The sequence below is a fragment of the Stenotrophomonas oahuensis genome, from assembly GCF_031834595.1.
In the GTDB taxonomy this organism is placed as follows: Bacteria; Pseudomonadota; Gammaproteobacteria; order Xanthomonadales; family Xanthomonadaceae; genus Stenotrophomonas; species Stenotrophomonas oahuensis.
This window is the reverse complement of sequence record NZ_CP115541.1, coordinates 3,887,186-3,908,566: the sequence shown is the minus strand read 5'-3', so window position 1 is coordinate 3,908,566 and position 21,381 is coordinate 3,887,186. Positions and strand designations below refer to the sequence as shown.

The 21,381-nt window shown below is 64.3% G+C and carries 15 protein-coding genes; 8 read left to right on the top strand and 7 right to left on the bottom strand.

What is annotated here, in order from left to right:
- Nucleotides 1-4: 4 nt before the first annotated feature.
- Together PDM29_RS17410 and PDM29_RS17405 are read right to left on the bottom strand one after the other, a co-directional pair.
- A complete protein-coding gene (locus PDM29_RS17410; protein WP_311191303.1) occupies nt 5-265 on the bottom strand; it encodes a hypothetical protein in 261 nt (86 codons plus the stop codon).
- The gene (locus PDM29_RS17405; RefSeq protein ID WP_311191302.1) at nt 262-8,973 is read right to left on the bottom strand and encodes a glycoside hydrolase family 94 protein; all 8,712 of its coding nucleotides are present in this window, start codon (nt 8,971-8,973) and stop codon (nt 262-264) included. The genes PDM29_RS17410 and PDM29_RS17405 overlap by 4 nt, the downstream gene beginning before the upstream one ends.
- A 584-nt stretch (nt 8,974-9,557) precedes the next feature.
- On the opposite strand from PDM29_RS17405, the gene PDM29_RS17400 reads away from it, so the two are divergent.
- The gene (locus PDM29_RS17400) at nt 9,558-9,881 is read left to right on the top strand and encodes a hypothetical protein (RefSeq protein WP_311191301.1); all 324 of its coding nucleotides are present in this window, start codon (nt 9,558-9,560) and stop codon (nt 9,879-9,881) included.
- On the opposite strand, the gene PDM29_RS17395 is transcribed toward PDM29_RS17400, so the two are convergent.
- Nucleotides 9,878-10,822, bottom strand: coding sequence for a LysR family transcriptional regulator (locus PDM29_RS17395; protein ID WP_311191300.1), 945 nt, complete (start codon nt 10,820-10,822; stop codon nt 9,878-9,880). The two genes, PDM29_RS17400 and PDM29_RS17395, sit on opposite strands and share 4 nt — an antisense overlap.
- Before the next feature lie 98 nt (nt 10,823-10,920).
- Here PDM29_RS17395 and PDM29_RS17390 point away from each other — a divergent pair, with 98 nt between their 5' ends.
- A complete protein-coding gene (locus tag PDM29_RS17390) occupies nt 10,921-11,757 on the top strand; it encodes an SDR family oxidoreductase (RefSeq protein WP_311191299.1) in 837 nt (278 codons plus the stop codon).
- A 24-nt stretch (nt 11,758-11,781) separates the two neighbouring features.
- Here the strand turns inward: PDM29_RS17390 and alaE are convergent, their stop codons facing one another.
- The 4 genes from alaE to PDM29_RS17370 are packed head-to-tail and all read right to left on the bottom strand — an operon-like array spanning nt 11,782 to nt 15,289.
- Entirely contained in the window at nt 11,782-12,318 is a 537-nt protein-coding gene (gene alaE, locus PDM29_RS17385) for an L-alanine exporter AlaE (protein ID WP_311191298.1), read from the bottom strand.
- 33 nt (nt 12,319-12,351) lie between these two features.
- Nucleotides 12,352-12,861, bottom strand: coding sequence for a cytochrome P460 family protein (locus PDM29_RS17380; protein WP_311191297.1), 510 nt, complete (start codon nt 12,859-12,861; stop codon nt 12,352-12,354).
- Between the two features lie 10 nt (nt 12,862-12,871).
- Nucleotides 12,872-13,903: an alpha/beta fold hydrolase gene (locus tag PDM29_RS17375; protein ID WP_311191296.1), complete on the bottom strand. Its 1,032-nt coding sequence runs from the start codon at nt 13,901-13,903 to the stop codon at nt 12,872-12,874.
- A 36-nt stretch (nt 13,904-13,939) separates the two neighbouring features.
- Nucleotides 13,940-15,289: an epoxide hydrolase family protein gene (locus PDM29_RS17370; RefSeq protein WP_311191295.1), complete on the bottom strand. Its 1,350-nt coding sequence runs from the start codon at nt 15,287-15,289 to the stop codon at nt 13,940-13,942.
- A gap of 394 nt (nt 15,290-15,683) precedes the next feature.
- On the opposite strand from PDM29_RS17370, the gene PDM29_RS17365 reads away from it, so the two are divergent.
- The 6 genes from PDM29_RS17365 (at nt 15,684) to PDM29_RS17340 (ending at nt 21,204) form a co-directional block, all read left to right on the top strand.
- Nucleotides 15,684-16,514: an oxidoreductase gene (locus PDM29_RS17365; protein ID WP_311191294.1), complete on the top strand. Its 831-nt coding sequence runs from the start codon at nt 15,684-15,686 to the stop codon at nt 16,512-16,514.
- Between the two features lie 26 nt (nt 16,515-16,540).
- Entirely contained in the window at nt 16,541-17,317 is a 777-nt protein-coding gene (locus PDM29_RS17360; RefSeq protein WP_311191293.1) for an alpha/beta fold hydrolase, read from the top strand.
- Nucleotides 17,318-17,689: 372 nt separating this feature from the next.
- A complete protein-coding gene (locus PDM29_RS17355; RefSeq protein WP_311193821.1) occupies nt 17,690-17,953 on the top strand; it encodes a hypothetical protein in 264 nt (87 codons plus the stop codon).
- A gap of 5 nt (nt 17,954-17,958) precedes the next feature.
- Entirely contained in the window at nt 17,959-18,873 is a 915-nt protein-coding gene (locus tag PDM29_RS17350; protein ID WP_311191292.1) for an NADP-dependent oxidoreductase, read from the top strand.
- A gap of 415 nt (nt 18,874-19,288) precedes the next feature.
- Nucleotides 19,289-19,885, top strand: a complete 597-nt coding sequence (locus PDM29_RS17345; protein WP_311191291.1) for a hypothetical protein — start codon at nt 19,289-19,291, stop codon at nt 19,883-19,885.
- A gap of 65 nt (nt 19,886-19,950) precedes the next feature.
- The gene (locus tag PDM29_RS17340; protein WP_311191290.1) at nt 19,951-21,204 is read left to right on the top strand and encodes a hypothetical protein; all 1,254 of its coding nucleotides are present in this window, start codon (nt 19,951-19,953) and stop codon (nt 21,202-21,204) included.
- The last annotated feature ends 177 nt before the right edge of the window (nt 21,205-21,381 follow it).

Genomic DNA, 21,381 nt, shown 5'->3' with positions numbered 1-21,381 from the left:
GTGATCAGTCCCATGAGGTCCTCGGTGACAACCTGTCGTCACGCTGATGCCAGGGCGGGAGGTCCAGTGCATGGCGGTTGAGCATTGCCTGGATGGCCGCGTGCACCTGGGCCCGCTCCCCGTGCTCGCATTGATCCAGAATCTCCGCAGCCAACCGTTCAAACTGCGGCCAGAACTGCGCCGGATGGCGCACCTGCGCCAACCAGTGCTCCAGCATGCCAGCCAGCGAATCCAGCTGTACCTGCATTTCAGGACGAACGTTCATCCTGGCGGGGCAGCCAGATCAAGCGAAACACGGTAGTGATGGCCATCGTCGCGGAGCAGAACGGAGAGGTCCGGCTGCAACATGCCATCCACATGCAGCGTAGCCTGACCCTGCGCAGTGCGGGTCACCACGAATGCATAGAAGCTACGGCCGAAGCGATAGTTCAGTTCGAATGACGGCCAGTGATCAGGCAGGCAAGGCGCAAGCGACAGGCGATCACCTTCGCGACGGATGCCAAGCAGCGACTCAACAAGCAGGCGATACATCCAGCCGGCTGAACCGGTGTACCACGTCCAGCCGCCACGCCCGACGTGCGGAGACACGGCATAGACATCGGCTGCCAACACGTAGGGTTCGACGCGGTAGGTCTGGACCGCCTCCGGGTCCAGCGCGTGATTGAGTGGATTGATCATGCCGGTCAGCTCCCAGGCACGCGCCGCGTCTCCCTGCTGCGCGAATGCCATGGCCGCCCACACGGCCGCGTGCGTGTACTGCCCGCCATTCTCGCGCACACCCGGTACGTATCCACGAATGTAGCCGGGGTCCTCGCTGGTCTGGTCGAACGGCGGATCGAGGAGCTGGATCAGCTTGGCCTCCTTGCGAACCAGGTGCGTGTAGAGCGAATCCAGGGCTTGCGTGGCGCGCTCTGGCGAAGCAACACCCGACAGCACCGACCAGCTTTGGGAGATCGAGTCGATGCGGCATTCCTGGTTCTGTGACGAGCCCAGCGGGGTGCCATTGTCGAACCAGGCGCGGCAATACCACGCTCCGTCCCAGGCATGCTGTTCCAGGTTCTGGCGCAGGCGTTCGGCCTGCTGCTGGCACCACTGCGCGCGCTCGGTATCACCACGCGCGTTGGCCACCTCGATGAAGCGCTGAAGGGTGTCATGCAGGAAGAACCCGAGCCACACGCTTTCACCGCGCTGCTGGTCGCCGACGCGGTTCATGCCGTCGTTCCAGTCACCGCTGCCCATCAACGGCAGCCCGCGCTCGCCGAGCAAGCGGCAACCGCGCTCAAGCGCGAGGACGCAATGCGCATACAGGGTACCGCGCTGCGTCGAAGGGGTAGGCATGTCGTAATACCCTTCCTCTTCCGCGGCCACCGCGCGTCCCTCGATGAAGCCGGCCGTTTCGTCCAGCACGCTGGCGTCGCCGGTGACCTCCAGGTAGCGGGCGGTGCCCTGTGGCAGCCACAGATAATCATCCGAGCAGCGGGTCCGCACCCCTCGACCCTGCGGCGGGTGCCACCAGTGCATCACATCGCCGTCGGTGAACTGGTGAGCAGCGCATAGCAGCAGGTGTTCGCGGGTCAGGTTCGGGCGAGCGTGCACAAGGGCAAGCGCATCCTGCAGCTGGTCGCGGAAGCCGAACGCGCCGCCTGACTGATAGTAGCCACTGCGCGCCAGGTAACGGCAACCCAGGGTCTGGTAGACCAGCCAGCCATTGGCCAGTGCGTCCAACGCGGGGTCCGGCGTACGCACCTGCACCGTGGCCAGTACATTGCGCCAATGGATGCGTACCGCGTCCAGCGCGTCAATGGCCTCCTGGCTGCCTTGGCGGCTTCGCGCCAACGCCAGCGCTTCCTCGCGGTCGCGCCCCGCGCCAAGGCGGAACGTCGTTTCACTGCGCTCGCCCGGTGCCAGCTCCAGCGGCACCTGGATCGCCGCGCAGGGATCCAGGCCGGCACCAATTCGCCCATCCAGACGCTCGCGCCGCAGCGCCGCCGGTGCCTGCAGGCTGCCATTGCGGCCAAGGAACTCCAGGCGATCACAGGTCCAGCCGCAGCCGTCTGCATCGGTGTCGAAGAAGGCCATCCGGCCACCAAAGTCGGTGCTGTAGGTGTTGCGCGCCAACAGCGCCCCGGTCTGTGGGTCGCTTTCGGTGACCACGTGCATGCGCGACTTGGCGCGCAGGTCACCCATCACCCACTCGACGTAGCCGATGGCAGAAAGCCGCCGCGACCTGCCCGACAGGTTGTGCAGGCGCAGGACCGAGAACTTCACCGGCGCGTTGACGTCAACGAACACCCACAGCTCACTTGCGATGCCGTCCTCGACATGCTCGTAGACCGTGTAGCCGAATCCATGGCGCGTGCGGTATGCGCCGCTGCCCCTGCACGGCAGCGGCAGCGGCGACCAGACATCACCGGTCTCCTCATCGCGCAGGTAGAAGGCCTCGCCGCCCGTGTCCGAGACCGGGTCATTGAGCCAGGGCGTCAAGCGGAACTCGTGTGCGTTCTCGAACCAGGTATAGCCCGGTGCACTTTCGCTGACGACCGTGCCCATTCGGGCGTTCGCGATTACGTTGGCCCAGGGCGCCGGTGTGGGTATGTCTTCGCGTACGACCACGACATACTCTCGGCCGTCCTCGCTGAAACAGCCGGTACCGTTATCGAACTGGCCTGCGCCGCGATAGGGAAGGAAAGGCCACGGGTCGTCCATTTCATCGTCGTGCTCCGCGCCCGGGGGCAAACCTGCCTCGGGGCCCCCGTCGGCGAAGAGGGGAAGCCCCGGCGTCGCCTCCGACGAAAGTGCCAGCTCCTGCTGCACGGCCTGTGGCACCAGAGGCGGAATCCTTCGCGGCGGCAGCGGTTGGCGGCCTACCTGCGCAACAAGCGTGCCTTCCTCGTCACTGATCACCGCCCGTGCCACCGCCTGCAACAGAACGCGGTCCTCGTGGGTCATGTTCTGCACCGGTCGAACAAAAATGCCGCCGGGGCGATCAAGCAGGCCCGTTTCCGAACTGGCGGCCACCATCCCCAGGATCCGGTCCTGCAGTTCCTGGCGATAGCCCGCCTTGCTGTCGTTCCAGATGACCAGATCGGTGTTGAGTCCCTTCTGACGCCAATAGGCGTGCGCCTGCACCAGCTGCCTGACCAGTTCCACGTTGTCCGCGTCAGTGACCTTGAGCAGCACGATGGGCAGGTCGCCAGAGATGGCATGGCTCCACAGTCCGGATTGTCCGCGCTGGTTCTGCAGGAGCACACCGGCACCCGCGCGCAGCAGTGAACCGGCATACAGCACGTGCGCCGCCAGGCGCTCGTACAGCGCTGCCTCGGCCTGGCTTGCATTGATCTGCCGGCGCACCACCTGGCTGTGGGTCCAGGCCAGATCGAAGACACGGTCGGCCAGGCGGCGGTCACGGTATTTGTCCACCAGCACCTCGCAACCGGGGCGGTCGGTACCGACGCCAAACACCATGTCCAGCTGCACGGTCTGCTCTGGCTCCAGCTCCACGCGGACGCGGATGGCCACGATCGGGTCCAGCACCGAGCCATCCGTTCCGGAGAGATCGGAATCAGTGGTCAATGCCTGCGGCGTCCGTGGCGTATTGCCTCGACCCAGGAACCGGGAGCGGTCCGTTTCGTAAGAGATGGAGACCACCTCCGCGTCATGCACCGCGACCAGATGGAACATCCACGGCGGCACCTCGTCGTGCGAACGGGGCCGGCGGGTGCACAACACGGCCTGCTTGGCGGCCAGGATCTCGCTCTGCACAAAGAGATTGCTGAAGGCCGGGTGGGCCTCGTCGGATGCTGCAGGGGCCAGCACCACTTCGGCATACGTGGTGATCTCCACCGTGCGCGGGCGCCGACTGCGGTTGGTCAGGCGCAGGCGCCTGAGCTCGATGTCATCCTCGGCCGAGATGGCGACCTGAAGGTGGCTCTCGCAGCCACGGTGCGTTCCGCGGAATTCCGCCTTGGCGTCCGAGAAGATCGCCTCGTAATTGCCCACCGCCACGCAGGTGGGCTGGTACGCGGCAGACCAGAACTCGCCGCTGTCCACATCACGCAGATAGCAGAACGAGCCCCAGGTGTCGGTAGTGCCATCCTCGCGCCAGCGGGTGAGCGACAGGTCGCCGTGGCGGCTGTAGCCACCGCCGGCATGGGTCAGCATGCCGTGATAGCGCCCGTTGGACAGCAGTTGTACTTCCGGGCGTGGGCCGCCCGGGTCCCGCAGCACACGCAGCGACGTCTCGTCCTCGGCCATGGCCGCGTGCTCGCCCAGCGCCTCCACCTCGTGCGGGTGGAAAACGCCGATGCGCGGAATGCGCTCCTGCAGCAGCAACAAGGTGGCCTGGAACTCGACGTCGGCCACAAAGCGGCGCTGCATCGGCTGGTCGCGCAACAGGTAGTCCAGCGACAGCAGGCCCATGCCCTGGTGGTGGGCCATGAACGAACGAAGCAGAACGTGATCCTGTCCCGGTGGTACGCGGGCAGGGGTGTAGTCGACCGCTTCGTACATGCCAAACCGCCCGGTGAAGCCCAGCTCTTCCAGCGCCTGGAGGTTCTGGCACGCCGCTTCCGGTGCCACCATCAGTGCCATCATGCTGGCATACGGCGCGATGACACGATCCTGGCCCAGGCCACGCTTGAGGCCCAGCCCAGGCACGCCGAACGCCCGGTACTGGTAGTTCAGGCGCGCATCGACGGCGTTGTAGCCGGACTCGGACACGCCCCACGGCAGGTTCAGCGTGCGGCCGTAGACAATCTGCGCCTCCACCGCGTGGCGCGCGGTCTGGTCCAGCAGCGTGTCCGGATAGCTGGGCATCACCAGCTGCGGCATGAGGTACTCGAACATCGAGCCGCTCCACGACAGCAGTGTCGGCGTGCCGTTGACCTCGGTGAGCATTCGGCCGAGTGCAAACCAGCTCTCCTGCGCCAACTGGCCCTGGGCGATGGCGACGAAGGCGCACAGTCGCGCTTCGGAAGCCAACAGGTCGTAGAAACTGTTGTCCAGACGGTGGTCGTCGACGTTGTAGCCGATCGAAAGCAGGTTGCGGGTACGATAGAACAGGAACCCGTACTCCATCAGCGAGAACTGCCCGGCACGGTGCGCAAGGGCCTGTAGCTGCTCGATACGCGCGCGCGCGTCAGCACCCGCCGTACCGGGCAGGGCGGCCAGCTGGCGAAGGCTTGGCACCGAGGCCTCGTCGTGCGCCGTGGCCTGGGCAGGGAGGTCAGCGAGTGCCGCCTGGGCCGCATGGCATTCGGCCGCGAACAGGCCCGGCCAATGCAGGTCGCCTTCATCGGGCGATGCTGGCGCGGGCCATTGCGCCAGCGCGTGGTCGGCCAGAGCGGCCAACGCCTGCAGGCGGGCGAGCGTCTCCGCCGTGCCGACGGGGCGGTCGATCCGCGCTGACGCCAGCAGCTGGCGAAGCTGGTTAAGTACGTGGACCAGGGGTTCATCGTCCGGGCGGTGACGCAGCCGTTCCTCTTCCAGTACACCGAGCGTATCGGCCAGGCCCTCAAACGTATGGGGTGCCAGTACCGGTGCGTCCACCAGCGCCAGCAGGCCTTGGCGCAGCGTCAGCAGATGGCCGGCCAGGTTGCCGCTGTCCACGGTGGACACGTAGCGGGGCGGCAGCGGTGCCAGGGTTTCGGTGTCGTACCAGTTCAGGAAGTGGCCACGATGGCGCGGCAGCTTGTCCAGCGTAGCGAAGGTAAGCGCGGTACGTTCAGCAACCGCGCCCAGCTGCAGGTAGCCGAAATCCCACGCCGACAGATTGGCCAGCAGGGACAGGCCGATATTGGTTGGCGAGGTGCGCCGCGCAACCACCAGCGCCGGATGTTCCTGGATGTTGTCCGGTGGCAGCCAATGATCCTGCTCACGCACCCAGGCCTGGAAGAAGGACCAGGTGCGCCGCGCCAGCCGGCCCAGGAACGCCCGCTGGGTCACGGAAAGCTCCGCCACACTGGCGACCGGCGGACGGCCCAGCCACGCCATCAACGCCGGCGCACAGGTCCACGCCAACAGCAAGGGCAGGGCGAACGGCAATGCCTGCGGACGCATGCCGGCCACGACTGCCAACAGAGCGAGTGCCAGCAGTGAGGCCGGTGCCATCACCCGCCATTCCGCACCGCGGTCACTGCCGAGGCGGCGCTCCACCTCGCTGGAGGGGTTCCACTGCAGCAGATGGCGGCGTGTGACGGCCATGCGCCAGAGCGTGCGCAGCACCGCGTCAGTGGCCAGCAACGCTTCGAAGGGCAGACATGCGACCTGGGTCGATGCGCGCAGCAACGACTGCAGCGTGCCGCGCCCGACCTTGATGTAATGCGCTTCCAGTGGCGTGTCGTCCGGAACAATCAGCGCATCGCGCAGCATTCCTATCAGTGGCGGCGCAAACCACAGCGCCAGCACCCACGCCGTCCACGCAGCAGGGTTTCCGGCATACAACCAGCCCACCACCAGCAAGGCCAGGGCCGCGATCGGTACCAGGCTGCGGCGCAGGTTGTCCAGCAGCTTGCCGCGTGACAGCAGACTGAGCCGATTACGTGCCCATCCCTTACCCGGGCGCGGTGTCCACGGCATCAACCAGGGTAGAAGCTGCCAGTCACCGCGGATCCAGCGCGCACGACGCTTGGCGTCGGCGGCGTAGCGCTCGGGGTAGTCCTCGTACAGGCGCACGTCGCTGACCAGGCCCGCGCGTGCGTAACAGCCTTCCAGCAGGTCGTGGCTGAGGATGCGGTTCTCGGGCAGGCGACCCTCGAGCGCATGTTCGAAGGCGTCGACATCATAGATACCCTTGCCCACGAACGAACCTTCGTCGAACAGGTCCTGGTAGACGTCCGAAACCATGCGGGTGTATGGATCGATGCCAGGCTCGCTGCCGAACATCCTGGCAAAACGCGAGGTGCGGCGCCGGCCCAGGCTGGTGCCGACGCTGGGCTGCAGGATGCCGTAGCCTTCCACCACCCGTTGCAATGCCGGGTCGAAGCGTGGGCGGTTGAGCGGGTGCGCCAAGGTGGCGACAAACGCGCGTGCGGCATCCCGCGGAAGCTGAGTGTCCGAATCCAGCGTGATGACGTAGCGCGCGCCGATCAGCGCCGCCGCGTCACCGACAATGCGCATGAACGCGGCCGCATCGCCCAGGCGGAGCAGGGCATTGAGGGCCGCCAGCTTGCCGCGCTTGCGTTCCAGTCCCATCCACACGCCTTCACCCGGGTTCCATTGCCTGGGGCGGTGCAGCAGATAGAAGCGATCGCCGCGCTCGGGCGCGTAACGCCTGTTCAATTCCTCGATCCGTGCCGTGGCGTGCGCAAGCAGGGCGTCGTCCGTCGCTACCGTGGCTTCCGCCGCGTCGAGAAAGTCGGTCAGCAGCACGAAGCGCAGCTGGGGATCACGATTGGCCAGGAAGCGGACCTCCAGCGCTTCGACCAGCACGTCGATTCCGTCGACGCTGGACAGCATCGACGGAACCGCGACCACGGTGGCGCAGGCGGCAGGGATGCCCTTGCTGAAGTCCAGCTTGGGCAGCGGCCGTGGTGCGACCAGCACCGTCGCGGCCCAGTTCACCAGCACAATGCCAAGCTCACTGAACACCAGCAGCCCGAGCAGCACGGCCAGCCCGATGTGTACGGAACCACTGCCGGTTGCCAGCAGGCCAGCGGTGGCCAGCACGGCCAGCAGGGTGATCGGCAGCAGGTACAGCGCAAGCGGCACGCGATGTGCCAGTCGCCGGGCCTTGCGGTGGCGCGGTGCCGCCTCGGCCACCGCTTCGACGGTGGCGTTCAGTCCTTCGCCCACCAGCCAGTAGCCCACGTGCGTGCGCGGCCCCTCTGGCGGCGTAGCCGCCCGTGCCAGGTCCAGCGCGATGGTGGCAACGCGTTCCTCCGCCACACGGCTGCCGCGGGCGATCTTCTCCACCACGTGGCGATAGCTGTCGCGGGTGGCGAAATCCATCTGCGCATAGACCGCCATCGGGTCTTCCCGCAGCCGCTGCTCCACCACGCTCATCTCTTCAACAAAGGTGCGCCAATCCATGGTGGACAGGAAGCGCAGGCTGCCGATGCTGTTGCCGATGGATACCTGATCGGCCGCTTGCTGCTGCCCCTCGGCGGCAACCAGTTCGTCAACGCGCTGCCCGGCCGCCGCCGCCCACTGTTCCAGCCAGGCCACGGGCATCGCCCACGCGCCGCCGCGCCCATGCAGCGACCGCGTCAGCTCGGCAATGAATGCACCGGTCAAGGGCGGCTGCGAACGTGCCATGTCGGCCACCACCAGGACCACGTCGGTAGGGGTCTCCGAAGCGGCTTGGTTGAGGTTGTCCGCCCATTCCGAGGCCAGACGACGATCGGTGCCATCGCGCATCACCCGCGCCGCCATGCGCCGCAGGTTCTCCAGCAGTGCCAGACGCAACATGATGGGAACCGCCCACAGCTCGCCCAGGCTCAGTGGTGCGAGAGACTGGTACGCGGCGATGAAACGGCCCAGCGTATCGGCGTCAATGCGCCCATCGCCATGCGCAATGGCCTGCATCGACAGTTCATACACCCGTGGCAACCCAGCCGAGGGGCCGGAGGCCAGTGACGGCAGCTGCCGGCTGTAGCCGCGCGGCAGGTGCCGGCGCGCGGTCTGGATCTGTTCTTCGACCAGGTAGTAGTTGTCGAGCAGCCATTCCCCTGCCGGGGTTACCGGCCGCTGTTCACGGACCACACTGCTGAGCAAGGTGTTGGCGTCTTCCAGCACGCGCTCGTTGGCTTGCAGGCGCTCAAGCAGGCGCTCCGGGCTGGGCCGCAGGCGCACGCGATGCTGGCGCGCAAGCGCGCGGCCGTACACCTCCATCTGTTCAACGCTGTACAGCGCAGCACGCAGTGGACCCTCGGTGGCCTCGATAGCCGGGACCGAGGCCTGGTGTTCACGCCAGCGCCAACGCACACGACGACGCAGGCGCAGCCAGCGGCCAAACAAACGGGGAAGGTGGGGCATGGGTTACCACGGGGGGGGGGGGTGCGTCCTGCATCGTTGCATTGGATGTGCCTTGCGGGCTGTGAAGGCCAGGCTGCGGCGGCGCACGCGTCCATGCGCGGGGTGGTAAGTCATTGATCTGAAATGGCGCGATGACGGAGGTGCACTCCAATAGCCGAGTAAGGCCCCCAGTGTCTAAGCCACGGAAGCGGGGGAAGGGGCGGAAGCACGTACCTAGCGCCCTAAGCGCCAGAAGCGACAACTCCGCCTGCGTACCAAAGAGGTGATATTCCGGCGGCAATTCGAAACCCTGACCCTGACCAATGTCCGCACAAACAGCGAACTTCTGCTTCATTCGAAGGAAATAGACTGTTTGCGGACCGGCAGTGATCATGAACTGCAAGCGAAAGAGAGTTCTCGAATTCCCCTATCCTCGCCTCGGGCGCATGCAGTGCCTCGGGTGTTAGAGCCCTGATTAGTTTTCTGCAAGTTGGTCGACGTGTGTCTGCAGGGTGACGAAACACAGCACTCCCGCAGAAGTACGTCCCACCGCTAATCACAGCTCTGAACCGCCATCCTGGCGATGGAGCATCACGAGGAGAGCCATGATGGACAACGAATGGGCCAACCTGACCGACGAGCAGCGGGAATTCCGCAGGCGCTTCTGGCGCGCACCGAAGAGCGTGATGATCAACGCGCTTACCCATGAAGGCGCAAATACCTATCCCAATTGCCCAAGCGTGCCGTGCATGAAGACGCGCGGGCTGTGGATTCGTGATCTGGGCGTGGAGCCGGGAAGGCGGATGTACCTGGGCACAGGGCAGGAACTGATGGTGCTGGCGGCCAATCCGTCAGCGGAGGCAATTTTAAAGGTGGTCGTGCGGTTCCAGGCCACCGGAGAGCGCTGGAAGCTGGTTCCCGCCGACTAATCAGACCATAGACGGGGCGGCGGCGTCGCCGCCCCGTAATCTGGCCAGTGATCGGGTGACCTCGCGTACTCGATGAATGCGCGCAGCGCGGCGGTCATCGGTCGGCCCGGCGGGTAGAAGAGGGCAAGGCCGGGGAACGGCGGTGTCCAGTCGCCAAGCAGCGTCACCAGCGCCTCTCGCTCCAGATAGGGCCGTGCAATGTGTTCAGCCACCAGCGCTACGCCGTAACCTGCGAGCGCACCCTGCAGCGCGAGATCCCGATGGCCTGACAGGGTGAGCTGTCCCGGCACATCGATTTCCTTGGTAACGCCGTCCTTCGAGAACTCCCACTTGTAGACGCCACCGTTGGGGAATCGCATTCTGAAACACGCGTGTTCCAGCAGGTCTTCCGGAATCTGGGGCGCTCCATGCGTGGCGACGTAGGCCGGCGACGCCACCACGACCAGGCGCAACGGTGGGCTGCACAGGACCGCAACCATGTCCTTGGGCACGCTTTCGATCAAGCGCGCTCCGATGTCGAACTCCTGGTCGACGATATCGATCAAACCATCATCAAGACCCAGCTCCACCTGGACCTCAGGATGGAGGGTGAGGAACGGCAAGAGGATCGGAGCCAGAAGCACCTGGGCACCGCCGACGGACGTGTTGATCCGGATCCTACCGGATGGGGTTTCCTTGTGCACGTTCATCGCGTCGAGCGCGAGGGCCAGCTCCTGCAGCGCGGGCTCCACCCTGCGCGTGAACTCCTCGCCGGCAGGCGTCAGCGACACACTGCGCGTGGTGCGATTGAAGAGCCGAATGCCGAGGCGATGCTCCAGCTCCGCGATCGTATGACTGACGGCCGAGGGCGACATGCCGAGCTCCGCTGCGGCACGCCGGAAGTTGCGATGGCGCGCCACGCTGAGTACCGCGTTGAGGTTGGCTATATCCGGTCTTGCCATTGTCCTGTTTCTTTCATGGGTGCATGCAATGCACGGCGTATTGTTGTTCCGAGGACTCGAACCTAGATTGTCTGCCTCACTCCCACGCAGGACTTTCCATGTCGAACATCCTCATTACCGGCGCGTCCTCAGGCTTTGGCCTGGAAAGCGCCAAGCTCTTCGCCGCCAAGGGCCACAACGTCGTTGCCACGATGCGAAACACCGCCGCTGCCACAGAACTAGACGGGCTACCGAACGTGATCGTGACACATCTGGATGTGCAGGATCCGGAAAGTATTCAGACTGCATTGAACACCGCCATTGAGCGCTTCGGCCACATCGATGCCGTCGTCAACAACGCAGGCTTCAGCCTATGGGGCGTGTTCGAATCGCTGCCCCGCAAGAAGATACAAGAACAGTTCGACGTCAATGTGTTTGGCGTCATGGATGTCACCCGCGCCATCCTTCCGCACTTCCGTGCCCGCCGTAAGGGCGTGATCGTGAACGTCAGTTCTGGTGCGGGTGTCTTCGGCCTGCCGATGATCTCCGCCTACAACGCCAGCAAGTTCGCGCTGGAGGGGTTCTCCGAGTCGCTGTCCTACGAACTGCTGTCACAGGGCATCGTCGTCAAGATCGTGGAGCCCGGTGGTGTGCTGGACACGAAGTTCTCCGACCGTTTGGCTCAGGAGGCGGCAGTAGCGCCCGCGGCACCCGATGACTACGCGGAATTCATCGCCGGGACCGAAGAGGTGTTCGCGGGCCTGCGCGCCAACCGGCTGGCCACTTCTGCAGACGTGGCAAACGTCATCTTCGACGCGGTGACCGACGGCACTACACAGCTCCGCTATGTGGCGACGGAGGACATCAAGCCGCTGGTGGATGCGAGGCGGTCGAGCTCGGAGGCCGAATACATGCAGATGATGCGTGGGAAGTACATGCCGCGCGTCGCGGGCTGATTCTGCCGCAGGTGGCGGGCGGCATCAATGCTGCAGGCTCATGGGCTTGCTCCCGCCAGGGGGCAGCCCGAACCGGGCTCTCACCCAGTTGAGAAAGGCTCCATAGGGACGGCCTGTCACAAGCATGATGACGGTGGCACCCAGCACTCCGAATGCCAGGTCTTTCCCGGAGGCACCACTAACGAAGATGATCCCAGCGTAGATGGGAACCTGAAACGTGACCAGGGCGATGCTGTCCCAAAGCAACTGGGACCACCGACCGGCAGACGCACGCCTCATCAGGAGGTCGCGCCACATCCCATAAGGTCTTGCAACAGGGACCATCAACGCAGCGCCTAACAAGCGCGCGTGAGCGACCTCTTCCCAGGTCATGTTTGAAATGAAGCGCTCGTTCAACGCCCCGGTGATGGTAAAGAAGATCAGAAGCGCCACGGTGTCTGCAATGAAAGGCCGTAGCTTCTTTGATCCTTCGCCCATGTCGGGCCCTTTCTTCATACGTGAGCGGTTAAGCATAGTGCCGGAGTCGATCACGGTAGCAGGTGCCCAGGCATGTATCTTCACGCTCCTCCGTCAGAACCTCGGATCGCTCGGCAATCACTGCGCGTAGCGCGTAAAAACGTAGTCCCGATCCTTGACCCGGGATGAGTGGCAGGCGAAGCAGGTTTGATGCTGCGCCTCGTCGGCAGGCTGGCCATTGATGAAACGCCCATAGCCCCAGCCGCCATTGTCAGCGTAGCGCTTGGAATCCTTCACCATCACCTGCACGGTGGTGGCCGCACCCGGAACGGAAGCCGGCACGAAGTCCGGCGACTGCTCATGCTTCCAGGCCAACTTGACCAGGACGCTGCCGTCCGGGAACGGGCGGGTATTCTCCCGATAGGCCTTCAAAGCCGTCGGGTTGGCGACCACCACGCGCAGCTCATCCAGAGGCGCAGCTTCCTGGGCCGGCGCGACCAGCGGCCAGTCGCGGTAACCCTCGGGCAAGCCCACGCCATAGATCGGTGACACCGGGCCGGCCGGCGCATCGGCGAAGGCCATGTACCCAATGCCAAGCGCCAGCACACCGGCGACGCCTGAAAACACAGCAACGCGGAAAGCCTTCATTGCGTGCTCCTTACAGGTGAGCGGCGTCGATGACGGCCTGCGTGAACTCCACCGGCGCTTCCTGCGGCGGGTTGTGGCCGATGCCGCCGCTGAAGGTGCGGTGCTCATACTTGCCGGTGAACTTGGCCCGATAGGTCTCCGGCAACGGATGCGGCGCGCCATTGGCATCGCCTTCAATGGTGATGGTCGGCACGCTGATCGACGGCAGCTGCGCCAGGCGCTGCTCCAGCGCCGCGTACTTCGGCTCGCCCTCGGCCAGGCCCAGGCGCCAGCGGTAGTTGTGGATCGCAATGGCAACCTGGTCCGGGTTATCGAGCGCGGTGGCACTGCGATTGAAGGTGGCGTCGTCGAACTGCCACTTCGGCGAGGCCAGCTTCCAGATCAGCTTGGCGAAGTCAGGCGTGTTCTGCGCGTAGCCGTCACGGCCGCGGTCGGTGGCGAAGTAGAACTGGTACCACCACTGCAGCTCGGCCGCCGGCGGCAGGGGCTTCTTTCCGGCCTCCTGGCTGCCGATCAGGTAGCCACTGACCGACACCAGCGACTTGACCCGTTCCGGCCACAGTGCAGCCACGATGTCGGCCGAACGCGCACCCCAGTCGAAGCCGGCCAGATTGGCCTGCTTGATCTTCAGGGCATCCATCAGCGCGATCACGTCGGACGCCAGCGCCGCCGGCTCGCCGTTGCGCGGTGCGTCCGCTGAGCGGAAGGTCGTGCTGCCGTAACCACGCAGGTGCGGCACGATCACCCGGTAACCCTGCGCCGCCAGGCGCGGGGCAACGTCGGCGTAGGCGTTGATGTCATACGGCCAGCCGTGAAGCAGGATGATGACCTCGCCCTTGGCCGGGCCCAGCTCGGCGTAGCCGACGTTGAGGTCGCCTGCATCGACGTGTTTGTTGGCTAACAGGGCACCATGGGTGCTCGGGGCGACAGGGGCAGGGGAGGGGGCAGCAGCGGCGGCACTGCCGGCCAGCAGCAGCTGGGCAGCGATCAGCATCGGGGCCAGGCGGGAGGTCTTGCGCGAGGTCGGGTCGGACGAATGCATGGGCGTTCTCCTGTTACGAGATTGGTTGGATGGCGATCAGAGTGAGGTGCGCAGCGGACGGAACGCGGCGCGCAGTTCGTTGGCGAAGATCTGCGGTTGTTCCCAGGCGGCGAAGTGGCCGCCCTTCGAGGCTTCGTTGAAGTAGTACAGCGTGGGGTAGGCGCGCTCGGTCCAGCTGCGGGGCGCGCGGTAGATCTCACCGGGGAACACGGAAACTGCAACAGGCACGGTGATCTGGGTGGTCTTCTGCGCGGCGGCGCTGAAGTTGTTGTTGTTGTTTTCCCAATAGAAGCGGCCCGCGGCAGTGGCGGTGCCGGTCAGCCAGTACAGGCTGATGTCGTCCAGAATGGCGTCTCGGCCCAGCACGGCTTCGGGCATGCCGTTGCTGTCCGTCCACTGCGCGATCTTGTCGTACATCCACCCGGCCAGGCCGATGGGCGAGTCGTTGAGCGCATACCCGATGGTCTGCGGGCGCGTGACCATCATCGCCCCATAGGCGGCGTTGCGGCCAAAGAACTGGCTGAGCGCGGTGAAGGCGCGCAGCTCGTCCGCTGCCAGTCCGGCTGGCGCGGGTGCACCGCTGTTGATGGCCGGCACCAGCTCGGCCGGCACGGTGGCAGGCATGGTCAGGTGGATGCCGAGCAGGCCGGTTGGCGGCTGCCGGCCCATCGCATCCGAGATCACCGAGCCGTGGTCACCGCCCTGCGACACATAACGCTCGTAGCCCAAGCGTTTCATCAAGGTGTCCCAGGCGCGACCGACGCGCTCCGGGCCCCAGCCCAACTCGGTGGGAATGCTGGAGAAGCCGTAACCGGGAATGGACGGGATCACCACATCAAAGGCATCCTCCGCGCGCCCGCCATGGGCAACCGGGTCGGTCAGCGGCCCGATGGCCCCCACGAACTCGAGGATGGAGCCGGGCCAGCCATGCGTGAGCAGCACCGGCAGCGCACCCGGGTGACGCGAACGCACATGGATGAAGTGGATGTCCACGCCGTCGACGGCGGTGATGAGCTGGGGCAGGGCATTGAGCCGCGCTTCCAGCCTGCGCCAGTCGTAGCCACCGCCCCAGTAGCTCGCCAGGGTCTGCAGCCGACTCAGTTGCAGGCCCTGCGAGTCGTCGGCGACCAGCTCGCGGTCCGGCCAGCGGGTGGCACGCACGCGTCGGCGCAGGTCCACGAGGTCGGCTTCGGGCAGACGCACCTGGAACGGGCGGATTGCATGATTGGTGCCGACGGCCTTTCGCGTGACGGCAGGACTGGCAGCCTGGGCGCTGCCAGCGGGCAACAAGCCGGGCAGGGCAGCGGTGGCGGCCGCCACGGCCACGGTGCCCAGCAGGCGGCGACGTGCAGGGGAGGGGACGGTTTCGGGTTCGAACATCGACATCGCGTTCTCCATAAGGGGATGGAATCGCGCCGGTGATGCGGCAGGGGGCGGCCTGCATCGGCGTTGGAGCCATTTCACAGCGCTGATGTATCGCCTGCGTATCGATAATCCGTTGGATTCGTAAGCGATCTTGTCCAACCAGGCGGGGGCTACAGTTCGTTACAAACCCGCACCGCCAACCGTTGTTTCGCGGCGTAACCTGCCGTCCGTGCCGGTGAACGCTATTCGCCGACACCCGAGTTTCAAATAGTCCCTAGGTATAGGCCCCTACACCTTGGTGTATGCCTGGCGGTGATTACTCCGCGCTGCCTCTGGGCCCTACATACCAACGTGTTATCGCCAGTCGCCCGCGGCGCTGGTTAGATGCCGCCCGTAAACATGAGGAATCGCAGTCATGTCACAACGATGGTTGATCACCGGAAGCTCACGCGGCTTGGGCCGGGCGATGGCGAGTGCCGTGCTGGAGGCTGGGCACTACCTTGTCGCAACCGCCCGCGACGCTTCCGACCTGCAGGATCTGGTTGACCGTTATGGAAAGCAGGTGAGGTCGGTATCGCTAGATGTCACCGATCCCGTCTCCGCTGAGCTTGCCATCCAGTCGGCCACTGACGCCTTCGGCGGACTCGACGTACTGGTGAACAATGCCGGCTACGGCAACATCAACTCCGTGGAAGAGATCACGCTGGACGACTTCCGCCAGCAGATTGAGACGAACCTGTTCGGCACCGTCATCATGACGAAGGCAGCGATTCCACTGATGCGCGAACAGCGTAGTGGCCACATCATCCAGGTGTCTTCCGTTGGTGGACGCCTTGGTGCGCCGGGCCGGGCGGCCTACTCTGCGGCCAAGTGGGGCGTGGAAGGCTTCTCCGAAGTACTAGCACAGGAGATGGCGCTGATCGGCGTGCACGTGACGATCGTCGAACCGGGTGGTTTCCGCACCGACTTTGCCGGCAGCTCCACATCACTAAGCGAGGGTCGTCCGGAGTACGACGCCGTGGTGGGCGCGGCCGCCCGCATGCAGCGCGCCTACAGCGGACGCCAGCCTGGCGACCCGGCCAGAGCGGCCCAAGCCATCCTTAAGATCGCCGCCATGGACGCGCCGCCGTTGCGCCTGGCGCTCGGCAGTGATGCCGTGCGGGCAATCGAACAAGTCGAGCGCACACGCCTGGAAGAGCTCGCCCAGTGGCGCGAGCTGAGTGTTACCTGCGATTTCCCCGCCTGATTCCCAACGAAACAAAGGAGAGCACCATGAAGAAGCTGCTTACCGCACTCGCCCTGGGCGTTGCGACCGTTATCGCACCCAGCGTTTTTGCAGAAACCCCGAAGCCCACCGTCGTGCTGGTGCATGGTGCCTTCGCCGATTCGTCCAGCTGGAACGGCGTGATCCGGATCCTGAAGAAGGACGGCTACCCGGTGCTGGCTGTCGCCAATCCGTTGCGTGGCGTCGCCAGCGATGGGGCCTACGTGGCAAACGCCTTGGCCAGCATCAAGGGCCCGGTGGTGCTGGTCGGCCATTCGTATGGCGGCAGCGTGATCACGGAGGCGGCGCGGGACCATTCCAACGTCAAGGCGCTGGTGTACGTGAGCGCTTTTGCGCCTGCCGAGGGCGAGACGGCGGCCGGGCTGTCGGCCAAGTTCCCGGGTAGCACGCTGGGGCAGGCGATTGCGCCGCCGGTGAAGCTGAGCACGGGTGGTAATGACCTGTACATCCTGCAGGATAAGTTCCACCACCAGTTTGCTGCGGACGTGCCGGAGGCGGAGGCTGCGCTGATGGCGGCCACTCAGCGGCCGATTACGGATGCTGCGCTGAATGAGGCCTCTGGCAACCCGGCTTGGACCTCCATCCCCAGCTGGTTTGTTTACGGGGACAAGGACCTGAACATTCCGCCGAAGGCTATTGCGTTCATGGCTGAGCGCGCCCACGCCAGGAAGACCGAAGTGGTAGTGGGGGCATCGCACGTGGTCATGGTTTCGCACCCGGATGTGACGGCCAGGTTGATTAAGAGCGCCGCCAACGGCGACTGACCCCGCCGCCGACACCGCGCCCCGTAGAGCCGGGCTTGCCCGGCTGCCCTTGTAGAGCCGGGCTTGCCCGGCTGTTCTTGTAGAGCCGGGCTTGCCCGGCTGTTCTTCGCAGACAAACCATCAACAACCGCCCCCAATGACGCCAGAGCAGCCGGGGGTTCTACCCCGATATCACCGCACATCGAGCGACGCCACAACCCAAGGATGCGGCGAAGGGTCGCCAGACAGGATAACTAGAAGGTGCAGAGGCAAAAGTTCACGGCCGCGTGACTGCGCCATAGGGATTATCCTGGTGTCCATACGTGTAAGCGCAAGCCACACGTTCAATCACTACCGAGGTGTCCCGTGTCTGAATCACTGGAAGTAGGTCAGATGGTCTTTGTTGCAGACCGCGAGCTTGGTGTTGGAGCTGTCCGCGAGGTCGGCGAGAACGATTGGGTGGTGAACATCCAGAACGGCGGCGACTTCAGGCTGCCGATGCGGGCGATCAAGGAGGTGCACTCGGGCAAAGTGCTTTTGGCGCTGGATCAGTTGCCGCCAGACGTGCGCCAAGCGCTGCGGCATCCGCATGACGCCGAGATTCCTACACCGACCTATTCCGCCACCGATCACGAGGACGGTGCACTCAAGGATTGAGACAGATGAAGAGTGTGCTTATCCGGGCGTACGGGTCCAACGATCAGGTCGAGCTCGCCGAGGTAACCCGGCCCATGCCCGAACCGGGCGAGGTCCTGATCAAGGTGAGTGCCGCTGGCGTAAATCCTATCGACTGGAAGATCCGGAGCGGAGCAGGGCAGCGCATGGGCATGACGCTGCCGATTCACCTGGGAAGCGAGGTGGTCGGCACGGTCGAGGCACTGGGCCCCGGCGTGAACCATTTCCAAGAAGGCGATCTGGTGTATGGCATGGTTTCATCAGGTGGTTTCTCTGAGTACACCATCGCTCAGGCAAATCATCTGGCCCGCACGCCGGGGAATCTCGACATTGTGCAGGCAGCCGCGCTGCCACTGGCGGGCACCACAGCCTGGCAAGCGATGTTCAATGAAGCCGGGCTCTCGTCCGGGCAGCGACTTTTGATCACAAACAGTTCGGGTGGCGTAGGATCTCTGGCAGTGCAGTTGGCGAAGGCGCACGGCGCGCACGTCATCGCAGTGGCGTCCGGGCGAAACGAGGCGTTTGTCCGAGGCCTGGGCGCTGACGAATTCATCGACTACACCCAGCAACCGTTCGAGGAAGTCGTTCGTGACGTGGATGTGGTTCTCGATACCTTGGGGGGCGACACCTTCCAGCGAGCCTTCAAGGTCCTGCGGAAGGGCGGGTGCATGGTGACCATTGTCGCCTTCCCTCAGGATGAAGCTGAGCGCTTTGGCGTGACCGTCAAGCGATCCTTTACCCGACCAGACGCCGCCAGCCTCGGGGAGATCACTCCGTTGGTCGAGAGGGGAGAGGTCACCCCGCACGTTGAAGCGGTGTTTCCTCTTGCTGAGGTGACAAAGGCGCTGGCGCTGTCTGAGGCTGGCCGGACGCGAGGGAAGATCGTCCTGACGGTTGCGTAGTGATGCATTCGGGCGTGTGCAGCTCTATCACTTCTCTAGGTAGTTGCACCCTGCGCTTAATCGATAAGCGATGTTTATCGCGGGTAGGGAAGTCCGGCTTCCGACCCTAAGCAGACTCTGCCGAGGTACCCGCAGCCACTACAGTTGAACTCGGAGCAACCATGAATTTCGCTTCGACAGTCGAGCGGCAGTGATCCGGAATTGGCGCTCAAGCCTGCGTCGATTTCGAGCCATCGCGCCACTGGACTGGGTGCGTCACGCCGATATCAACGCGATACTGGGTCTTTGATAGGTCGGTAAGAGCATAGTGCTCGACGGTATTGCGATAGCTTTTCCGGCTACAAGGCGTTATTTTCTCTACGAGATCGATTTTCATAGCCACCAGGCCCTAGGCGCCGTCGCTGGATAACGCTCAATGTCACGTGCAGATTTGTCCGACCAGCTCATTCACTTCACGCAGGGCCCTTCCCCGGAAGCCGCCTACGAACGGCTCTGCACGATCCTGGCGGACGGCCGCCTGCGAGGCAGCGATCGGTTGATTCTCAACCGCTACCGCTGCGTATGCTTCACCGAGGCGCCACTGGCCGCGCTCACCGATGGCCTCGTAAACCGATGGGATTATGGACGCTACGCGCCGTTCGGACTGATGTTCGACAAGCGCTGGCTCTACGCACAGTGTGCGCGTCCGGTGATCTACCAGCCGCTGGCTGAGGCCCACGACTTGCCCCCGAGCCATCAATGGCGGCACATGACCTACGAGCCCACTGCCAACGAGCCGGTCGACTTCACGTGGGAGCGGGAATGGCGCCTGCACGACGATGCGCTGGCCTTTGACTCCTCGTGTGCCGGTGTCGTCGTGCCCGACACGGACTGGGCGACGCGGATGCTTGCCGAACATGAGCTCACGCAAGATTGGAACGTGGTGGCTTACAGCCAGATTATGGAGTCGTCGCTAGCCGAGCAGTACCGCGAGCCGTTTCGCTGGACCATCACTGCACTGCGCGAGGCATGATGTTGAGTCCGCCAACTAGTTACAAGACTCAATCAACCCTTCAGCCGCGATTAGGAGACAGCGCCTTGTCCTCACTCGACCGCCACATCGCCGGCTGCTTGTACTGCGGGCGTCTTGGGCCGTACAGCGACGAACACGTGGTCTCGGCGGGACTCGGTGGCGACGACCCTGCGTGGATGCTACGCGGCTGCGTCTGTAGTTCGTGCAATACCTCCACTTTCTCCAAGCTCGAAGCGCATGTGCTGAAGGCCTCTCCCATCGCATTGGCACGCTTGTTCAAGCAGCCAACAACGCGAGACGGGCAACCACCTTCACCCTTGCAGGCGCGCACCACGCTGCAAATCACTGATGGCGGACCACAGCTTGCGGGCGAATTGGCCGCGCGGGGGCAGCCCAGGCTGTTCGCCCAGGTCGTGTTCGAGAAAGGGGGGCGGGGGGGCATCAGCGACCAACTGGCTTTGACAGGTCCCGACCTGGCCGCGATCCAGCGCCTGTTCGTTGCATTGCGCGATCTGCTTGCAGACGAACTGTCTTTAATCGAAAAGCACACTGCCGACGCATTTACTGCCACACCGATCACTTGGCAGTGCGGCACTTACCACGCAAATGCCCCCATGCAGACTCGCAAGCCGCCATCCAGCTGCGTCTGGTTCGAGCCAGTACGTACACCCGGCACCACGGGAAGGATCGAAGCCTTGTCTGTCTTTCAGCGCTCGTCGGGGCAAGTGGTCGGCAGGAGTTCCGACATAGCCCACTTGTGCACGATGCTGAGTCTGCTACGTTCAAATCTGGACTCATTGGCGGCCGCGTTGGACCAACCCGTGGCCTCAGCTACCGTCGTCCCTAGGATGAACTTGCAGGTCAAGGCCGAGCTTGATGCAATTCACCGCACCATGGTCAAGATTGGCCTCAATCTCACCGCACATCTATTCTCCCCGGGCGTCCTGCGTCGTGCCGAGTTTGACGCAGCTGTCGCCTATGCCATGATTGGGGGGACCGCCCCACCGCGAGCACAATTGCCCTCCGAATTGCTGGGGCCAGCCATTGCCGAGCGACATGTGTTTCACCTGAGCGTAAATACCGATCCCCATGGCAACCCGGCACTGTTCTTCATGGCTCGCCTGTACGACGGGGGCCCGATAGAGAGCTTCGTCCTCGCCCAATTTGTCGCGCCAGCCGCCGGGCTGGAATCAACGGTTGTTCACGTAGACTATACGACCAACCAGTTCGAGCAGATGACGCTCGAGGAGCACCTGCTGCGAGCCTACGGACTAACTGGAGGCGCGGATCCTGCACTGTTGTTCCAAGACAAATCCTAAAGTAGGTGCCTATTCGGCGCTCCTCTGCATCTGGTGGAAACTACCTTTTGGGAACAGTGGATTATGAGAATTTATCGGGGGTAGGGGAGGCGGTGGAGAGTCCCCTAAGGCATTTGACGGCTACGCAATCCAAGGCGATTCACTTGCGCTAGATATCAAACAAGCCTTGTCTGTACA

Coding starts and splice junctions, on each gene's coding strand:
- PDM29_RS17410 (WP_311191303.1), bottom strand. CDS start 265: ATGAACGTTCGTCCTGAAATGCAGGTACAGCTGGATTCGCTGGCTGGC.
- PDM29_RS17405 (WP_311191302.1), bottom strand. CDS start 8,973: ATGCCCCACCTTCCCCGTTTGTTTGGCCGCTGGCTGCGCCTGCGTCGT.
- PDM29_RS17400 (WP_311191301.1), top strand. CDS start 9,558: ATGATGGACAACGAATGGGCCAACCTGACCGACGAGCAGCGGGAATTC.
- PDM29_RS17395 (WP_311191300.1), bottom strand. CDS start 10,822: ATGGCAAGACCGGATATAGCCAACCTCAACGCGGTACTCAGCGTGGCG.
- PDM29_RS17390 (WP_311191299.1), top strand. CDS start 10,921: ATGTCGAACATCCTCATTACCGGCGCGTCCTCAGGCTTTGGCCTGGAA.
- PDM29_RS17380 (WP_311191297.1), bottom strand. CDS start 12,861: ATGAAGGCTTTCCGCGTTGCTGTGTTTTCAGGCGTCGCCGGTGTGCTG.
- PDM29_RS17375 (WP_311191296.1), bottom strand. CDS start 13,903: ATGCATTCGTCCGACCCGACCTCGCGCAAGACCTCCCGCCTGGCCCCG.
- PDM29_RS17370 (WP_311191295.1), bottom strand. CDS start 15,289: ATGTCGATGTTCGAACCCGAAACCGTCCCCTCCCCTGCACGTCGCCGC.
- PDM29_RS17365 (WP_311191294.1), top strand. CDS start 15,684: ATGTCACAACGATGGTTGATCACCGGAAGCTCACGCGGCTTGGGCCGG.
- PDM29_RS17360 (WP_311191293.1), top strand. CDS start 16,541: ATGAAGAAGCTGCTTACCGCACTCGCCCTGGGCGTTGCGACCGTTATC.
- PDM29_RS17355 (WP_311193821.1), top strand. CDS start 17,690: ATGGTCTTTGTTGCAGACCGCGAGCTTGGTGTTGGAGCTGTCCGCGAG.
- PDM29_RS17350 (WP_311191292.1), top strand. CDS start 17,959: ATGAAGAGTGTGCTTATCCGGGCGTACGGGTCCAACGATCAGGTCGAG.
- PDM29_RS17345 (WP_311191291.1), top strand. CDS start 19,289: ATGTCACGTGCAGATTTGTCCGACCAGCTCATTCACTTCACGCAGGGC.